The sequence below is a fragment of the Paraburkholderia sp. J41 genome, assembly GCF_905220235.1.
In the GTDB taxonomy this organism is placed as follows: Bacteria; Pseudomonadota; Gammaproteobacteria; order Burkholderiales; family Burkholderiaceae; genus Paraburkholderia.
Genome location: NZ_CAJMZE010000020.1, coordinates 15,521 through 30,296 on the forward strand (window position 1 = coordinate 15,521; position 14,776 = coordinate 30,296).

At 65.1% G+C, this 14,776-nt stretch carries 14 protein-coding genes; 6 read left to right on the forward strand and 8 right to left on the reverse strand.

All coding sequences use genetic code 11. The features are described from left to right. Positions 1 to 51: 51 nt before the first annotated feature. Entirely contained in the window at positions 52 to 3,180 is a 3,129-nt protein-coding gene (locus tag U5805_RS20510; RefSeq protein ID WP_322105328.1) for a transglycosylase domain-containing protein, read from the reverse strand. Positions 3,181 to 3,486: 306 nt separating this feature from the next. On the opposite strand from U5805_RS20510, the gene U5805_RS20515 reads away from it, so the two are divergent. Together U5805_RS20515 and U5805_RS20520 are read left to right on the forward strand one after the other, a co-directional pair. After that, positions 3,487 to 3,819, forward strand: coding sequence for a hypothetical protein (locus U5805_RS20515; RefSeq protein ID WP_322105329.1), 333 nt, complete (start codon positions 3,487 to 3,489; stop codon positions 3,817 to 3,819). Between the two features lie 247 nt (positions 3,820 to 4,066). Beyond that, the gene (locus U5805_RS20520) at positions 4,067 to 4,342 is read left to right on the forward strand and encodes a hypothetical protein (protein WP_322105419.1); all 276 of its coding nucleotides are present in this window, start codon (positions 4,067 to 4,069) and stop codon (positions 4,340 to 4,342) included. Between the two features lie 100 nt (positions 4,343 to 4,442). On the opposite strand, the gene U5805_RS20525 is transcribed toward U5805_RS20520, so the two are convergent. Further along, the gene (locus U5805_RS20525; protein WP_322105330.1) at positions 4,443 to 5,192 is read right to left on the reverse strand and encodes a response regulator transcription factor; all 750 of its coding nucleotides are present in this window, start codon (positions 5,190 to 5,192) and stop codon (positions 4,443 to 4,445) included. A 322-nt stretch (positions 5,193 to 5,514) separates the two neighbouring features. On the opposite strand from U5805_RS20525, the gene U5805_RS20530 reads away from it, so the two are divergent. Both U5805_RS20530 and U5805_RS20535 read left to right on the forward strand, forming a co-directional pair. Further along, positions 5,515 to 6,816 (forward strand): MFS transporter, encoded by a 1,302-nt coding sequence (locus tag U5805_RS20530; RefSeq protein ID WP_322105331.1) that lies wholly within the window; start codon positions 5,515 to 5,517, stop codon positions 6,814 to 6,816. Positions 6,817 to 6,903: 87 nt separating this feature from the next. Further along, positions 6,904 to 8,490, forward strand: a complete 1,587-nt coding sequence (locus U5805_RS20535; RefSeq protein ID WP_322105332.1) for an MFS transporter — start codon at positions 6,904 to 6,906, stop codon at positions 8,488 to 8,490. A gap of 67 nt (positions 8,491 to 8,557) precedes the next feature. Here U5805_RS20535 and U5805_RS20540 read toward each other — a convergent pair whose 3' ends face one another. The 5 genes from U5805_RS20540 to U5805_RS20560 form a co-directional block, all read right to left on the reverse strand. Further along, the gene (locus U5805_RS20540) at positions 8,558 to 8,827 is read right to left on the reverse strand and encodes a hypothetical protein (RefSeq protein WP_322105333.1); all 270 of its coding nucleotides are present in this window, start codon (positions 8,825 to 8,827) and stop codon (positions 8,558 to 8,560) included. Between the two features lie 143 nt (positions 8,828 to 8,970). Then, on the reverse strand, positions 8,971 to 9,405 hold the full coding sequence (locus tag U5805_RS20545; protein WP_322105334.1) for a DoxX family protein: 435 nt from the start codon (positions 9,403 to 9,405) through the stop codon (positions 8,971 to 8,973). Between the two features lie 239 nt (positions 9,406 to 9,644). Continuing rightward, positions 9,645 to 9,806: a hypothetical protein gene (locus tag U5805_RS20550; RefSeq protein WP_322105335.1), complete on the reverse strand. Its 162-nt coding sequence runs from the start codon at positions 9,804 to 9,806 to the stop codon at positions 9,645 to 9,647. Positions 9,807 to 9,943: 137 nt separating this feature from the next. Then, positions 9,944 to 10,732 (reverse strand): 2-oxo-tetronate isomerase, encoded by a 789-nt coding sequence (otnI, locus tag U5805_RS20555; RefSeq protein WP_322105336.1) that lies wholly within the window; start codon positions 10,730 to 10,732, stop codon positions 9,944 to 9,946. Between the two features lie 237 nt (positions 10,733 to 10,969). Further along, entirely contained in the window at positions 10,970 to 11,425 is a 456-nt protein-coding gene (locus tag U5805_RS20560) for a universal stress protein (protein ID WP_322105337.1), read from the reverse strand. A gap of 829 nt (positions 11,426 to 12,254) precedes the next feature. Between U5805_RS20560 and flhD the strand changes: the two genes are divergently transcribed. Together flhD and flhC are read left to right on the forward strand one after the other, a co-directional pair. Beyond that, positions 12,255 to 12,575 carry a flagellar transcriptional regulator FlhD gene (gene flhD / locus U5805_RS20565; protein WP_322105338.1) on the forward strand — a complete coding sequence of 107 codons (321 nt, stop codon included), beginning with the start codon at positions 12,255 to 12,257 and terminating at the stop codon, positions 12,573 to 12,575. A gap of 11 nt (positions 12,576 to 12,586) precedes the next feature. After that, the gene (gene flhC / locus U5805_RS20570; RefSeq protein WP_322105339.1) at positions 12,587 to 13,189 is read left to right on the forward strand and encodes a flagellar transcriptional regulator FlhC; all 603 of its coding nucleotides are present in this window, start codon (positions 12,587 to 12,589) and stop codon (positions 13,187 to 13,189) included. A gap of 213 nt (positions 13,190 to 13,402) precedes the next feature. On the opposite strand, the gene U5805_RS20575 is transcribed toward flhC, so the two are convergent. Continuing rightward, positions 13,403 to 14,728 carry an Nramp family divalent metal transporter gene (locus tag U5805_RS20575; RefSeq protein ID WP_322105340.1) on the reverse strand — a complete coding sequence of 442 codons (1,326 nt, stop codon included), beginning with the start codon at positions 14,726 to 14,728 and terminating at the stop codon, positions 13,403 to 13,405. Positions 14,729 to 14,776: the final 48 nt, after the last annotated feature.

Consider the following 14,776-nt stretch of genomic DNA (forward strand, 5'->3'; position numbering starts at 1 on the left):
GCAAACGAGGCGGGCACGCATGCCCGCCTCGTTTTTTATCGGCGCAATCGGTTAGTGATCCGAATCGAACGAAACGCGGCGCACGTCGCCCGTGGCCGGGTCGATCAACGTGACTTGCGGCGCGGCGCCGCCGCTTTTCGCTTTCGCTTCGAGCAGCGGTTGCAGCACCGGCGCCATCGACTTCAGCAACTGCACCGAAAGCGCGCTCGTGAACGTATAGCGCGCGGCGTAGGGCTCGTGTACCCACGCGGTGAGCGTGCCGTAAAAGCGGTCGCCGATCACGAACACGAAGGTTGCGCTGCGATTCACCTTGCGCGATTCGATGAGGCGCGCGCCCGGCGCATAGACGTTGAAGCGCTGGTCGCCGGTGCCGGTCTTGCCGTACACGGGCAGCGACTTGCCGTCGGCGAACGTCATGCCGTCGGCGAGACGCTTGGCCGTGCCGCCCTCCACCACCGAAGTCAGCAGCTCGCGCGCAACCCGCGCGATCTCCGGAGAAATGAGCGCTTGCGGCGGCGTGGCCGCATGCACGAAACGCGTTTCATAGGGCGTGCCGCGCGCGAAGTCGATCGACTCGAAACTATGCGTCGGCAGCTTTTCGCCGTCGCTCGAAATCAGGCCGATGAGTTGCGCGAGCGCCGCCGGCCGGTCGCCCGACGCGCCGATCGCCGCGCCATACGAAGGCGTGATGCTGTCGAACGGATAGCCGAGCGCGCGCCACGACTGGCCGATCGCATCGTAGGCGCGCAGTTCGATCATATGCCGGATGCGCCGGTCCTGAGTGGCGTGATACTTCGTCTTGAACAGCCACTTGTAGGTATAAAGGCGCGTGTCGCGGCTCGCCTGCCGCACTTGGTCGAGCGTGGCGTCGGGATGCGACCGCAGGTAATTGAGCAGCCACAATTCGAGCGGATGCACACCCGCGATATAACCGCGATCGTTGAGATTGAAGTTGCCGATGGCGTACTTGTCGTAATACTTCGCCAGGTCGTCGCTGTCGAGCCATTCGAACTTCGTGTTCTTCAACTGCGCGCGCATCTGCGCGTCGAACCACGGGCGCGCGCCGTTCGGGTCCACGCTGCGCAGCACGGTCGCAATGCGCGCCGGCCCCTTGCGCGTGTGCGCAAGCAGTATGGCGAGCGCTTCGTCGTTGCTCTTGCCTCGATAACGCGCGTAAAAGCGTTTCATATAAACCTGGCTCTCCGCATCGGCGAACTGCGTGAGAAAACGCTGGCGTACCGCGGGATCGTCGAGCCACTGCTGCGGCGGCCCTGACGTCCGAATCATTTCGTAGTGGACGATATCGCGCATCAGGCGCACGAACTCGAGATTCACCGAATGCTGGAACGCGCGGCGCACGGTGAGGATCTGTCCGTTGTCGCTCGATTCGAAATTATTGAAGCTCTGCGCGCCGCCGCCCGTGTAGAACGTTTCGCCGGGACTCGCCGAATATTTGCGCTCCACGGCCGCTTCGAGCATTGCGGGCAGCGAGCGGTCGGGCGTTTTGGCGAGGTAGTCGAGCGCCCAGCGCGAGAGCGCGTCGCTCGGGTCGGTTTGCGCAAGCGCGGCACGCAGCGTTTTCGTGTCGTCGTTCGCGTACTTCGCGTGCAAGGCGCTCACGATCTGCAAATACGTCACGATGGTGCGCAGCTTCGCCGTGGAGCCGAGATTCAAGCGCGCGCCCGAGTTGATGTCGAACGGCTGATTCACGCTGTCGGTCTGCACGCGCACGAGGTTTTCGCCGTTGCGGCGCTCGAACAGCGTGAAGCTGTATGCGATCTTCGAAGGATCGTCGGCGGGCTTGAGCATTTCGAAGCCCACCAGACCCGCCGCGCGCGCGCCGTCTTTGGTCGCGGCGTCGGCGAGGCGGTCGCTCACGGCTTGCTGCACGCTGTCGTCGAGCGTGGCGGTCGCGGTCATGTCGAGGCGATCGAGGTCGTAGAGCGTCTTGAGGCCGAGCGCCTGCATCAGTTGCGTGCGCAACGTAAGCACGGCCTTGCGTTCGACATACGATGCCGGCGCAACCGGCGCGGCCTTCGAGCGGTCGAGCACGAGCTGCGCCGAAAGCGCCGCGTCGCGCAGCGCGGGCGCGATCACGCCGTTCGCGCCGAGCAGGCGCAGATAGCTGTCGGTGAGCCTGGCGAGCGCGTCGTTGTTACGCTGCAAGAAGTACGACGGCGCGCGCTGCGCGATCAGCAGCGAGAGCACCTGGCGAAACGCGAGCGCCTGTTCGTCGAGCGTCGCCGTGGAAAGCGGCGCGCGCAGGATGCGGTTCACGTCGCGGAAATCGCGGCCATACCACGCGGCCAGCCCGTCGCCCAGGCCGTTCACTTCGCCCAGGCCGGGTTTCGCCGCGAGCGGCACGGAATTCAGGTAATGCACGAGAATCTGCTGGCGCGCGGGCATCGTTTGCGGCCCGTCGAGATACGCGCGCACCGAAGCCGACGCGATCTGGCGCAGCTTCTCCGGCGGCGTGGAGGTGCGGCCGCCCGCCGAGTGGCGGAATTTCTCGATCTGCGTGGCAAGCGTGCTGCCGCCGGGCGTCTGCTGACCGCGATTCACGAGACGCAAGCCTTGATCGGCCAGCGCGCGGCTGAAACGGCCCCAGTCGATCGCCGGATTACGGTTCGGCTGGTCGGCGGCAAGCAAATATTTATCTTCGATAAAGAGCAGCGAGTTGCGCACGAGCGGCGGCACCGCGTCGAAACTTTCGTAGGCCCGCTGCGGATAGCGCGTGTGAAAGAGCGTCGCGCCCGCCGAATCGCGCAGCACGACGCCCGCCTGATCCTTTTCTTCATAGGGCAGAAAGAGGCCCTGATCGGCCAGTTTCATCATGCGGTCCGAATCGCGCGCCTGCGCCGCGATCGTGAAGCCGCGCTGCGCGAGCCGCTGCTCGAACGCGGGCAGTTGGGCGTAGCCGAGCCGCACGTCGTATGGACCGTTGGTGGTGGGAAAGCGGATGCTGTGGCTCGGCCCGTTTTCGACGGTGAAGCCGATGTCGCGGGTGAGTTCGGAGAGATAGCGCGCCTGGAGACGCGAGGTGTCGATTTCGATCTGGACGATGCGCGCCGCGATGACGAGCGCCGCCAGCACCGCGACGAGGAGCCCCCACTTGACCCACCGCAGCAGCGAGCCGGCGCCTGCGGCGCGAAGAGGAAAACGTACCGACGGGCGGTTCATACGCATTCTCCTGACGTCAACGTCAGATTACGTAACAGCACCTCTCAGACAGTCTATCTCTCTCCGTCAGTAATTGCGTGAGTGTATGACGGGCGATGGAGCGGCGTCGTAAGGCCGCAACACCGGCGCGCGGCGCGCGCGTCGTCCGGGAATGCCGGCCGGGCCGCCGCGCGCGTGGTTGCCCGCCCGAGCCCGGCACAGCACATGCTGCCGATATAATGACCGGCTACCTGCCGCCGTCCGACCGCGCGCTTACCGCGCTTTTACCTATTGAAAGCCGTTGCTTTCAGGCTTACCAGGAGAAATATGAAGAAGCTCGCCGTGCCCCTCGCCCTCTCGCTCACGCTTGGCGCGTGCGCGTGGTTCCAGAGCAACCCGGATGCAGGCCAGCCGGTGATCGATTCCACGACCAGCCGGTCGGTTCAGGACGTGGTCTCGTGCCTGACCGTCGAGGCGCAGCGCCATCAGGCCAGCTTCTCCACGACGCCGCTGCCCCAAGGTCAAATGCTCGAATTCGCCGACGACAACGTCATCAAGATTCGCCACGACAACGGCACGACCGAATACCGCTATTACGCCGGCAAGCGCCATCCGTCGAACATGTGGATCGAAGGGGCGAGCAAGACCTGCGCGCCCTGACGCGGGCGGCGCGCCGGCACCGAGCGCGGCGTCGGCCCCAAGCCCGGCGCCCGGCGCATGCTTCGTCCGCCGCGCGCCTTACAGGCGCATCTTCTTGGCGTTGCATCTTCTTACGCGACGTAACGAAGGTAGCGTCATGTAGCGCGGCGACACATTTTCGACGCGCGTTTTAAGAATCGCTTAAGTGTTCGTGCGCATCATCGCGTCACTGAAAAGAAACGCCGCAGGAGGTTCCGTGAACACGCCCATTTCGCAGATCGACGCAGACCGCGCCGAGCGCGCCGCAGAGCCGGCCGCGAAGCCCGCACGCCGCACCATCCTGCGCCGGCTGCTGAGCCACCACGAACTCGCCACGCTGTTGCTGCTGCTGCACGCGCCCATCGACGCGCGCGCCAAGCCCGAAATTCCGATGCTCCAGGAAGCCGGTCTCGTCGAGCAGGTTTCCGACGACGCGGGCGCACCGCGCATTCGCCTCACTTCGGAAGGCAACGCCGTGCTGCAAGGACTCGGGCTCGCGCGCTAGGCGCGTTACGAGTGTCCCAAGCGTCACGAAAAAGGCGGCGGCACGCATAACGTGCCGCCGCCTTTTTGCATCCGCTCATTACGTTCGCGCAACCTCGCTGTTACGCCAGCGCGAGCGCTTCGCCGCCGGCTAGAGGCGCGTCGGCATGTTCCGCGGGCGCGTCGTCCTGCAAACGCAGCAAACGGTAGCCGCTCTTGTACACGGGCTGGAGCCGGAAGCCGTTCGGTTCCTCGATGTCGAGCAGCAGCCGCAACCGCGACACATGGCTGTCGATCGTGCGCGTGAGCGTGTGCAACTCGCGGCCCCACACCATCGCGTAAATATGGTCGCGCGAAAGCACGCGCCCGATGTTGGAAAAGAACAGCGAGGCGAGCCGGTACTGGGTGCCCGAAAGCGGCACCGGCTTGCCGTGTACCGTGACCAACTGGCGGCGCATGTCGAAGTGATAAGGCCCGGCGTCGATCGTCATGTTGTCGTAACGGTCGGGATAGGCACGGCGCAGCAACGCGTTCACGCGCGCGCGCATGACCGAAGGGCATACGGGCAGATTCACGTAATCGTCGGCGCCCACGGAAAACGCGCGCACCACGCTGTCGTCCGAAGTGTCCTCGGAGGCGAACAGCACCGGAATCTGATTGCCGTTCACGGCGCGCAGCGTGCGCAGCAGTTCCGCGCCCGAAAGCCGGGAGCCTTGCCAGTCGAGCACCAGCATGTCGACGGTCGAGGCCGAAAGCGTTTTGGCCAGCGCAAGACCGTCGCTGAACGGAAGGCATGCGTGACCGCATTGCGTCAGCATGCGTTCGATTTGCTGGCGGTGTTCGGTGTCGCTCTGAAGAATCGCGATGCGCATGGTGATCCCCTCGTCGATTGTTATAAAGCCGCGCAATTCTGTTGAAATGTGCAAAGCCTGCCCATCGGACGAGTCCGAAATCCGTAGCGGAAGAGGCGCGCCGCCGGTTCCTGTAAAATCGCGGACTGGCCTGAAGTCGTCGGCGCGTCCGCCCATCCGCCCGGACGCGTCGTTTCGTGCCCCACCCTCGCGCCCACTTCCGACGACCGCCGCTCCCGCGCCACGCGCGCATCAGGCGATCCGGCCCTTGCAAACGCACGCCCGCGTGCGTCTTGCACGCATCGCACCTCTCTCGCACATAACAACACCCGGGTTTTCGGAAATGCAAGCAACAGAAATCGGCACACGCGCGCCCGGCGCCGCGCGCGCGCTCACCCGCAGCGACTACAAGACGCTCGCGCTCGCCGCACTCGGCGGCGCGCTCGAGTTCTACGACTTCATCATCTTCGTGTTCTTCGCCCCCGCGATCGGCCAGTTGTTCTTTCCGGCGGCGATTCCCGACTGGCTGCGCCAGCTCCAGACGTTCGGCATCTTCGCGGCGGGCTATCTCGCGCGGCCGCTCGGCGGCATCGTCATGGCGCATTTCGGCGATCTGCTCGGCCGCAAGCGCATGTTCACGCTTTCCGTGCTGATGATGGCGCTGCCCACGCTCGCGATGGGCTGTCTGCCGACCTACGCGAGCATCGGCGTTCTGGCGCCCGTGCTGTTGCTCGCGCTGCGCGTGCTGCAAGGCGCGGCCGTGGGCGGCGAGGTGCCGGGCGCGTGGGTGTTCGTCTCCGAGCACGTGCCGCGCCGCCATACCGGCTATGCATGCGGCACGCTCACGGCGGGCCTCACGTTCGGCATATTGCTGGGCTCGCTGATCGCGGCCGCCGTGAATCACCATTTCGCGCCCGCGGAAATCTCGGCGTGGGCGTGGCGCGTGCCGTTCCTGATCGGCGGCGTGTTCGGCCTTTTTTCGGTGTATCTGCGCCAATGGCTGCACGAAACGCCGGTTTTCGCGGAGATGCAGGCGCGCAAGTCGCTCGCCGACGAAATCCCGCTCAAAGCCGTGCTGCGCGACCACGGCGGCGCCGTGATCGTCTCGATGCTGCTCACGTGGATGCTTTCGGCGGCCATCGTCGTCGTGATCCTGATGACGCCGCCGCTCATGCAGAAGCAGTTCCATCTGGACGCCACCACGTCGCTGCTCGCCAACTGCGTCGCGACGCTGTTCCTCACGGTGGGCTGCGTGAGCGCGGGCGCGCTCGCGGACCGCTTCGGCGCGCGGCGCGTGCTGTCGGTCGGCGGCATCGCGCTCGCCGTCGCCTACTACGCGCTGTTCCGCGAGATGGCCGTCGACACCTCGCTGCTCGTGCCGCTCTATGCGGTTGCCGGCTTGCTCGTGGGCACCATCGGCGCGGTGCCCTACGTGATGGTCAACGCGTTCCCGGCGGTCGTGCGCTTCTCGGGCATCTCGTTCTCGTACAACGTCGCGTATGCCGTGTTCGGCGGCCTCACGCCGATCGTGGTCGCGCTCATGATGAAGTCCGCGCCGCTCGCGCCCGCGTATTACGTCGCGGCGATCTGCGTGCTGGGCGCGCTCACGACGCTGTTCTTCAGAGACCCGCCGCGCGAGGGCTGAACACCCGGCGCCCCTGCGCCCGGCGGGCCGCGACGCTTCACCTCGCGCTGAAACGTCGCGCCGGGCAGTCGTCCTAACATGGGACGCATGACTTCCTCGCCTACGCCCTCCGTCCGGTTCACGCCCACGCTCGCCCGCATCGTCGCGACCGTGAGCGTGGGTTTCGTCGTCACACAGCTCGACGTCACCATCGTCAACATCGCGCTCGCGCGCATCGCCGCCGATCTGCACGCGAACGTGGCGCGGCTGCAATGGATCGTCGACGCCTACACGCTCGCCTTCGCGGTGCTGATGCTCTCGGGCGGCATACTCGGCGACCGCTACGGCGCGCGGCGCATCTATGCGCTTGGGCTGGTGGTGTTCGCGCTGGCTTCGCTCGCCTGCGGGCTGGCCGCCGATCCGGCCATGCTGATCGCCGCCCGCGCGCTGCAAGGCGCGGGCGCGGCCGCCATGCTGCCGAATTCGCTCGCGCTGCTCAACGAGGCGTGCCGCCACGACCGCGCGCTGCGGGCCCGCGCCGTGGGCTTCTGGACCGCCGCCGGCGCGATCTCGATTGCCGCCGGGCCGGTTGCGGGCGGCTTGCTGATCGCCGCGTTCGGCTGGCGCAGCATCTTCCTCGTCAATCTGCCGTTGTGCGCGGCGGGATTCGCGGCCACGCTCGCCTGGATTCCCGCGCCGCGCCGCGCCGAAGCCGATATCTCCGCCGATACCGCCGCCACCCGTGCCGTCGGCGCAAGCGCGAATGCCGCCTCTCCCGCGAACCTCGCCGATACGGCGCGCGCCGCTGCGCGCCCGAGGCGCAGTCTCGACCTGCGCGGACAATGGCTCGCCGTCGTCGCGCTGACGGCGTTCACGGGCGCGGTGATCGAATGGCGTCCGCTCGGTTTCGCGCATTGGGCCGTGGCGGGCGGGTTCGTGCTCGCGGCCGTGGCCGGTTTTGCGTTCGTTGCGTCCGAAGCGCGCACGCGCGACCCGATGGTGCCGCTCGCGATGCTGCGCAACCGCACGTTCAGCGCGGCGGTGCTGTTCGGCATCTGCGTGAATCTCACGTATTACGGGACCGTGTTCGTGCTCGCGCTCTATCTTCAGCACGCGCGCGGGCAAACGCCGCTCCAGGCCGGTCTCGCGTTCGTGCCGCTCACGGGCGGCTTCCTGCTCTCGAATATCGCGAGCGGCCATGTGGTCGCGCGTTACGGCACGCGCGCACCGATGATCGCCGGCGCGCTGATCGCGGGCGCGGGCTACGCCTCGCTGATCGCCGTGAACGCCACGACGCCGCTCGCCTTCGTGCTGATCGCTTTCCTGCTGATCCCTTCGGGCATGGGCCTCGCCGTGCCGGCGATGACGACGGCCGTGCTTTCCACGGCCGAACCCGCGCGCGCGGGCACGGCGTCGGCGCTATTGAACACGGCGCGTCAGGCGGGCGGTGCGGTGGGCGTGGCGGCGTTCGGCGCGCTCACGGGCGGCGCCGGCGCGGCGCAGGTCGTGTTCGGCCTGCGCGCCGAGGCGTCGATTTCCACGGCGATCCTGCTGGCCGCCGCGGCGCTCGCCTGGCTCGTGAAGGCCGATGCGGCGCACGCGAACGAACAACCGCCCCCGAAGGCGCGCGCAAAGCAGGGCCGAACGGCTGCGGCGGCAAAAACCGCGCAGGCGGCGGGAAAAGCATCGCGCTGAGAAAGCCGCGCCGGGCGCGACCGCAAAGAACACCGCGAACCGGCTTTCTCCGTGGCGAATCAGCGGGTTACAGCGACGCCTCCTGAATTTCGCCCGACTGGATCGCGCGCTCGATCAACCCTTCGCTCTGCGCCTTCTTGATCGCATGCGCGATCAGTTGCTCGGGTTCTTCCAGTTCCGCCTTGATCGCGCCCAGCAAGCCCGAGCCATCGAGGATCACGAGTGTTTTCGCCGTATCCGCGTAACTGATGAGCACGCGCCGCGTGCCGTCTTCGGCGAGGCTCGCGCAAAACTGGCCGGTCTGCCCCGCGACGTTGAAATCGAAATTTTGAATCAAGGCCTGCTCCCTTGTGAGTCGGTGGTTTCGTGTGCGCTCGGACGCTACGGGCGGCGCTCAATGCCCGCCTGGCGGGCTTTCAGCCGGCCGGTGCGGATGGGCGTTCGTTACCGTTCGTACCGACCGACGCAAATCGGCGCAAATCAGCCGAATTGCCCGCCGCCGCGCGGCGCGCGCAACGCATCGACAGAAGCACGTCCCGCGCCCGTCACCGTCAGCAGGAGGAAACCGCCCGCGATCGCCACGTTCTTCCAGAAGTGGACCACCGCGTCCTGCTGCAACGAGGCCTGGGTCATGTTCCAGAAATCGTGCCCGAGTATTGCCGTGACGATAGCGTACACGGCCAGCAGGAAAGCCACCGCGCGGGTGCGCACGCCCAGCACGAGCGCCAGGCCCCCGAGCAGTTCGACGGCGGCGGCCACGGGCGCCGCATAGGCGGCGTACGGCACGCCCTTGTTGTGCAGATAGCCGACGAAACCCGCGTAACCCAGCAGCTTCATGACGCCGCCCCACAAAAACAGGATCGCCAGGGCAAGCCGTGCGATGAATACGATGAGGGAATCGGCGGGACGGGTCATGGAGGGCTCCGGTAAGCAATGTCGGAGTGACCGCTGAGCGTGCGCTCAGTTCCCCGCTCGTTCGCCGCTCGGTTCGCCCCCCGGTTCCGGCTTTGTGCGCCGCCTCGCGCCGCGAACGCGCGAGCGCAGCCGGGCGGCATCGGCGATGCGCGCCCGAGCCGCGGCAATTAATCAGGATCGCTAACTAGTCGTGCTGCATTGCAACTCGCGGACGGGCGCGTTGGCCGCGCGCGGCACATTCAATGCTTATGGCGCATGCCGTGCGGCCGATGCGCGTCCAGCCAGCGCGTGAAGCGGGCTTCCAGCGCGCCTCTGCTGCGGCGCGACACGGCCCACATGGCCGCGCAAACGAGCAGCATGACGCCCGGACCGAGTAGATAAGCGGCGATGGTTTCCCGCATGGCGATCTCCGCACCGTGAGACCTTTAAGTTTAGATGATGCATTCGCCGATGACTAAGCCGTATCGCAGATACCCATCGCGCGACTTCTTTCGTTTGCGCTTATAAACGCGGAGCGCCGCGCGATTCGTCTACAGAATCACGCGCGTTTCGCGAGCCACGGACGCACCCAGCCAAGTCCCTCCGAGGTGCCCGCGCGCGGGCGATACTCGCAGCCAATCCAGCCTTCGTAACCCAGTTCGTCGATGAGCGCGAAAAGCCACGGATAGTCGAGTTCGCCGCGATCGGGTTCGTGCCGCTCGGGCACGCCCGCCACCTGAATGTGCCCGATGCGCGCGATGTCGCGCTTGAGCTTTATCGTGAGATCGCCTTCGACGATCTGGCAGTGATAGCAGTCGAATTGCACTTGCAGATTGGGCGCGCCCACTTGCGCGCAGATCGCCTGCGCGTCGTCCTGGCGGTTGAGCAGATACCCCGGCATGTCGCGCGTGTTGATCGGCTCGATCAAAATGTCGATGCCGTGCGCCGACGCCGCGCGCGCCGCATAAGCGAGATGCTCGACGTAAAGCGCGCGCTGCGTCTCGCGCGTGGCCTCGCTCGCAACGAGCCCGGCCATGACGTGAATCTTGCGGTTGCCGAGCACGCGCGCGTAATCGAGCGCGATGTCGAGGCCGCGGCGGAATTCGTCCTCGCGCCCCGGCAATGAAGCGATGCCGCGCTCGCCGTTCGCCCAGTTGCCGGGCGGCGCGTTGAACAGCGCCTGCGCGAGCGCCGCGTCGTCGAGCCGCGCCTTGATGTCGGCGGCGGCATGTTCGTAAGGGAACAGAAACTCCACGCCTTCGAAGCCGTCTTGCGCCGCGGCGGCGAAGCGGTCGAGAAACGCGTGCTCGGTGTACATCATCGAAAGATTGGCGGCGAAGCGCGGCATCGGAACATCTCCAGTGGCGAACGGTGCCGTATTGTCGGCGAAACCGCCACGCCGCGTGCGCGCGTGTTTGCGTTCGCCCGTGCCGCTGCGTGCGTGCGTCATCAAATTCAAACGCGCGCGCTTGGTTTCGCACGAACGGTTTTCGCACGAACGCCGTAATGGAAATTCGCATGCGTTGTGTTATCCCGGCAAGAGCAAGACCGGACAAAGCACGCCGCGCAAGCCGGACGACGCGTTTCACACCAGCGCGCCTTCCGGTTCGGGCGCGGTCACGACCAGCACGCTGCACGACACGCGGTCGAGCAGTTGGCGGTCGTCGCGGCCTTCCCACCAACGTTTGAACGGCCCGCGCTTGTGGTGCCCCAACACCACGAGGTCGGGCTTCAACTCGGCGCAATACTGCGCGATCACGTCGATCGGGCCGCCGACGACGAAATGGCCGGTGGCCGCCAGCCCCTTTTTCGCGAGACACGCCACGCCGTCGCGCAGAATCTCGCGCGCCGCCGCTTCAGCCGCTTCGAACGGCACGACGGAAGCGATATCGGTCCCCCATTGCAGCGGCGATTGATCGAGCACCGCGAGCAAATGCGTCTGCGCGCGGCACTCGTGCGCCAGGTCGGCGCCCTCGCGCAAGGCGCGGCGCCCTTCGCGCGACGCGTCGTAACACAGCAGAATACGGCTGAACGAGGCCATGATGTTCCTCCCCGAGCTTGGGCCGCCGTGCGCGCCTACGCCGCACCGAATCGACCGCCGCTTCATTATCGCACTTATATCATGAGGTGATATAAACGCCGCACGCCGCGGATAATCGTTTCCGCCTCATATCAATATGGCAGGTAAGCGCGCAAAGACAGGCACGAGCACATGCCGCCGCAATGCCGCGCGGCCCTCGCACACCGGCCCAAACGGCCTGAAACCCTCGCGCGCAAACGTTTTCTTCCCCGCATCTGCGCACATCCAATCAAAACGCATCGGCCGCATCATGCGGCCGGATTCGGCGCGACGCCCACGGCAACAATTCCAGTTACAAATTCGGCCGTTACAGTTACTCGGGGTCGAAACACCTGTTACAGATTAATCCTCATACGTATTAATCCAATACTCCGTATTTTTTACCTGTCAACGTAATGTCTTTCAAAACGTTATTATCCGGAATCGCGTCGGACGTCGAGGGTCGATTCGTTGCACAAGCAACGAGCTATATCGAAGAACCCTTGTGAATAAAGGCTTCGCGGCGCACGCTTCGGAATGTTGCAACGCCACATTTCGGTGTCACGCGTATGACCGCAAATAGCAGCAAAAATTACCGAAATTTATTTACAACACCCGATTTATTTTTTATAGGAAGTGTTGATTTTTGAGATAAGTCCTCATACAATTCGCTTCAAGGTTGTTACGAGATGTAACACCTTGTATCAAAGAGCCAGATCCCGCCAACGAGCGAGGGTCGGCCAAAAGACCAGAAAAGATACAACGGCGAAAACGCCGGGGGGTTAAATTCGGGGCTTCGGAATATAGAGAAATGGACCGTAGCAGCGAGACGCTGGAATCTATCCGCGAAATTAATTTGTCGTATCTCATGCTTGCGCAGCGCATGCTGCGTGAGGACAAGCCAGTTGGGATGTTCCGACTGGGACTGTCGTCGGAATTGGCCGAACTGCTTGGCGGTCTGTCGCTCGCGCAGATCGTCAGGCTGGCCTCTTCCGACCAGCTCCTTTGTTTCTTCCGCTTCGACGATCATGCGATGTTGTCCGCGCTTACGCAGACCACCAAACATGCCGACGTCGCGGCGACCCACGCGGCCATCCTGCTTGCAGGACAGCCGGCTGGCCAATTCGCCTGAGGGTGACGTCCATGACTACGCGGCGCAGCCTCACCGAAGACGCCCAGGAAGTATTTCGCGCGATCGCACTGATCGAGCTGGGCGCGCGCATGCAGGTGCTCGAAAGCGAGCTAACGCTGTCGCGCGACCGCATGATCCGCCTGTATCGCGAGATTCGCGGCGTTTCGCCGCCCAAAGGTATGCTGCCGTTCTCGGCGGACTGGTACATGACGTGGCTGGCCAACATCCACGCCTCGCTGTTCTATAACACGTACCTGTTCCTCAAGAACGAAGCGCGTTGCTCGCATCTCGACGCGCTCACCAAGGGGTTCCGTCTGTATACGGAACACTGCAAGCACAGCGGAGCCGAGCCGGTGCTCGACTTGACGCGTGCCTGGACTCTGGTGCGTTTTTTCGATGCCGATATTCTGCAGTTGACGCCTTGCTGCCGTTGCGGCGGTAAATTCGTCGCGCATCGCCACGACCTTCAGCACAACGTCGTGTGCGGTGCATGCCAACCGCCTTCGCGGGCCGGCAAGACGAAAAAGGCGGCTGCAGCGCGACGGGGCGCCGAGCAGACCGAGAGCGACCAACCGGTGGAAGTCACGCCGGATGGCATTGCCGAGGCTGCGTAAGCGTAGGAGAGCAGATCCGGTTCAACCGGACTCGAGACCAAGACGCAAAGCCGTCCGGTGCCTGTGGCGCCGGACGGTGAAGCGCTTTTCCGCCGCGCCCTTATTCCCGTTTTTTCCCGCTTCTTCCGGCTTTTTTTCGGTTCCTTCCCGCTTTTCCGCATCGCCGCCGGACTGCTCCGCGCGGCCGTCGTGCGTTGCCGCTCCCGCTTCGTTTCAGTTTCCCGCAAACGTCTGCCACACGAGCCACAAGTTCGCGGCCGTAATGACGGCGAACAACAGCCACGCAACGACGCGCGTGAGGAGCCGGTTCGCGAATTCGCCCATCAGCGCGCGATCGTTCGTCATGCGAATGAGCGGCCAGAGCGCGAACGGCAATTGCAGGCTCAACACCACCTGGCTCAACACGAGCAGCTTGCCGACCGCGCCGTTGCCGAGCAGCGCCACGCCCGCGAACGCCGGAATGAGCGCGAGCACGCGCGTGATGAGACGCCGCTGGTAGCACGGAATCTTCATGCGCAGGAAGCCTTCCATCACCACTTGCCCCGCCACGGTTCCCGTGAACGTGGAGCTTTGCCCCGACGCGAGCAGCGTGACGGCGAACAGCACCGCCGCCGCGCCCGTGCCCACGATCGGCGCGAGCAGCTTGTAGGCGTCCTCGATTTCGGTGACCTGGTTGTGTCCCGTCGCATGAAACGCGGCGGCCGCGAGAATCAGGATGGCGGCGTTGATGAACAGCGCGAGCACGAGCGAAACGATGGTGTCGAGCCGTGAAAGCCCGATGGCCTGCGCAATGCCCGCGCGGTCGCGCTTGACGGCGCGCGTCTGCACGATCGAGGAATGCAGATAGAGGTTATGAGGCATGACCGTCGCGCCCAGAATGCCGATGGCGAGATACAACGGCTCGCGCGCGTCGATCGCGTGCCAGGACGGCACCGCGCCCGCGAATACCGCGGGCCAATGCGGCTTCACGAGCGCGAGTTCGATCACGTAGCCGATGCCGATGGTTGCGATCAGCGCGGCCATGATCGCTTCGAGCGTGCGAAAGTTCTTGCCCTTGAGGCCGAGCACGAGAATCGTGTCGAACGCCGTGAGCACGACGCCCACCATCAGCGAACAGCCCAGCAGCAAATGAAACGCGAGCGCGCCGCCCAGCACTTCGGCGAGATCGCACGCGATGATCGAGATTTCCGCAAGCCCCCACTGAAAGAGCGCGACGGGCTTCGTGTAGCGTTCGCGCGAAAGTTCGGCGAGGTGGCGTCCCGTGACGATGCCGAGCCGCATGGCGAGACATTGCAGCGCGATGGCCGCGAGACTCGACAGCACCACGACGAACAGCAGGTTGTAGCCGTAGCGCGAGCCCGCTTCGATGTCGGTGGCCCAATTGCCGGGGTCCATATAGCCGATCGAAATCAGCAGGCCGGGACCGGCGAATTGCAGAAACTTCTTCCAGAACGGCGCGCGCGGCGAAACTTCGACGCTGCCTTGAACTTCGGACGGACAAAACGGCGCCGTCGCCGTGGTCGGTAGTCGGAACTCCAACGTGAATCCTCGAAGGTTGAACGACGCGGCGCGTGCCGCGTTCGAGCC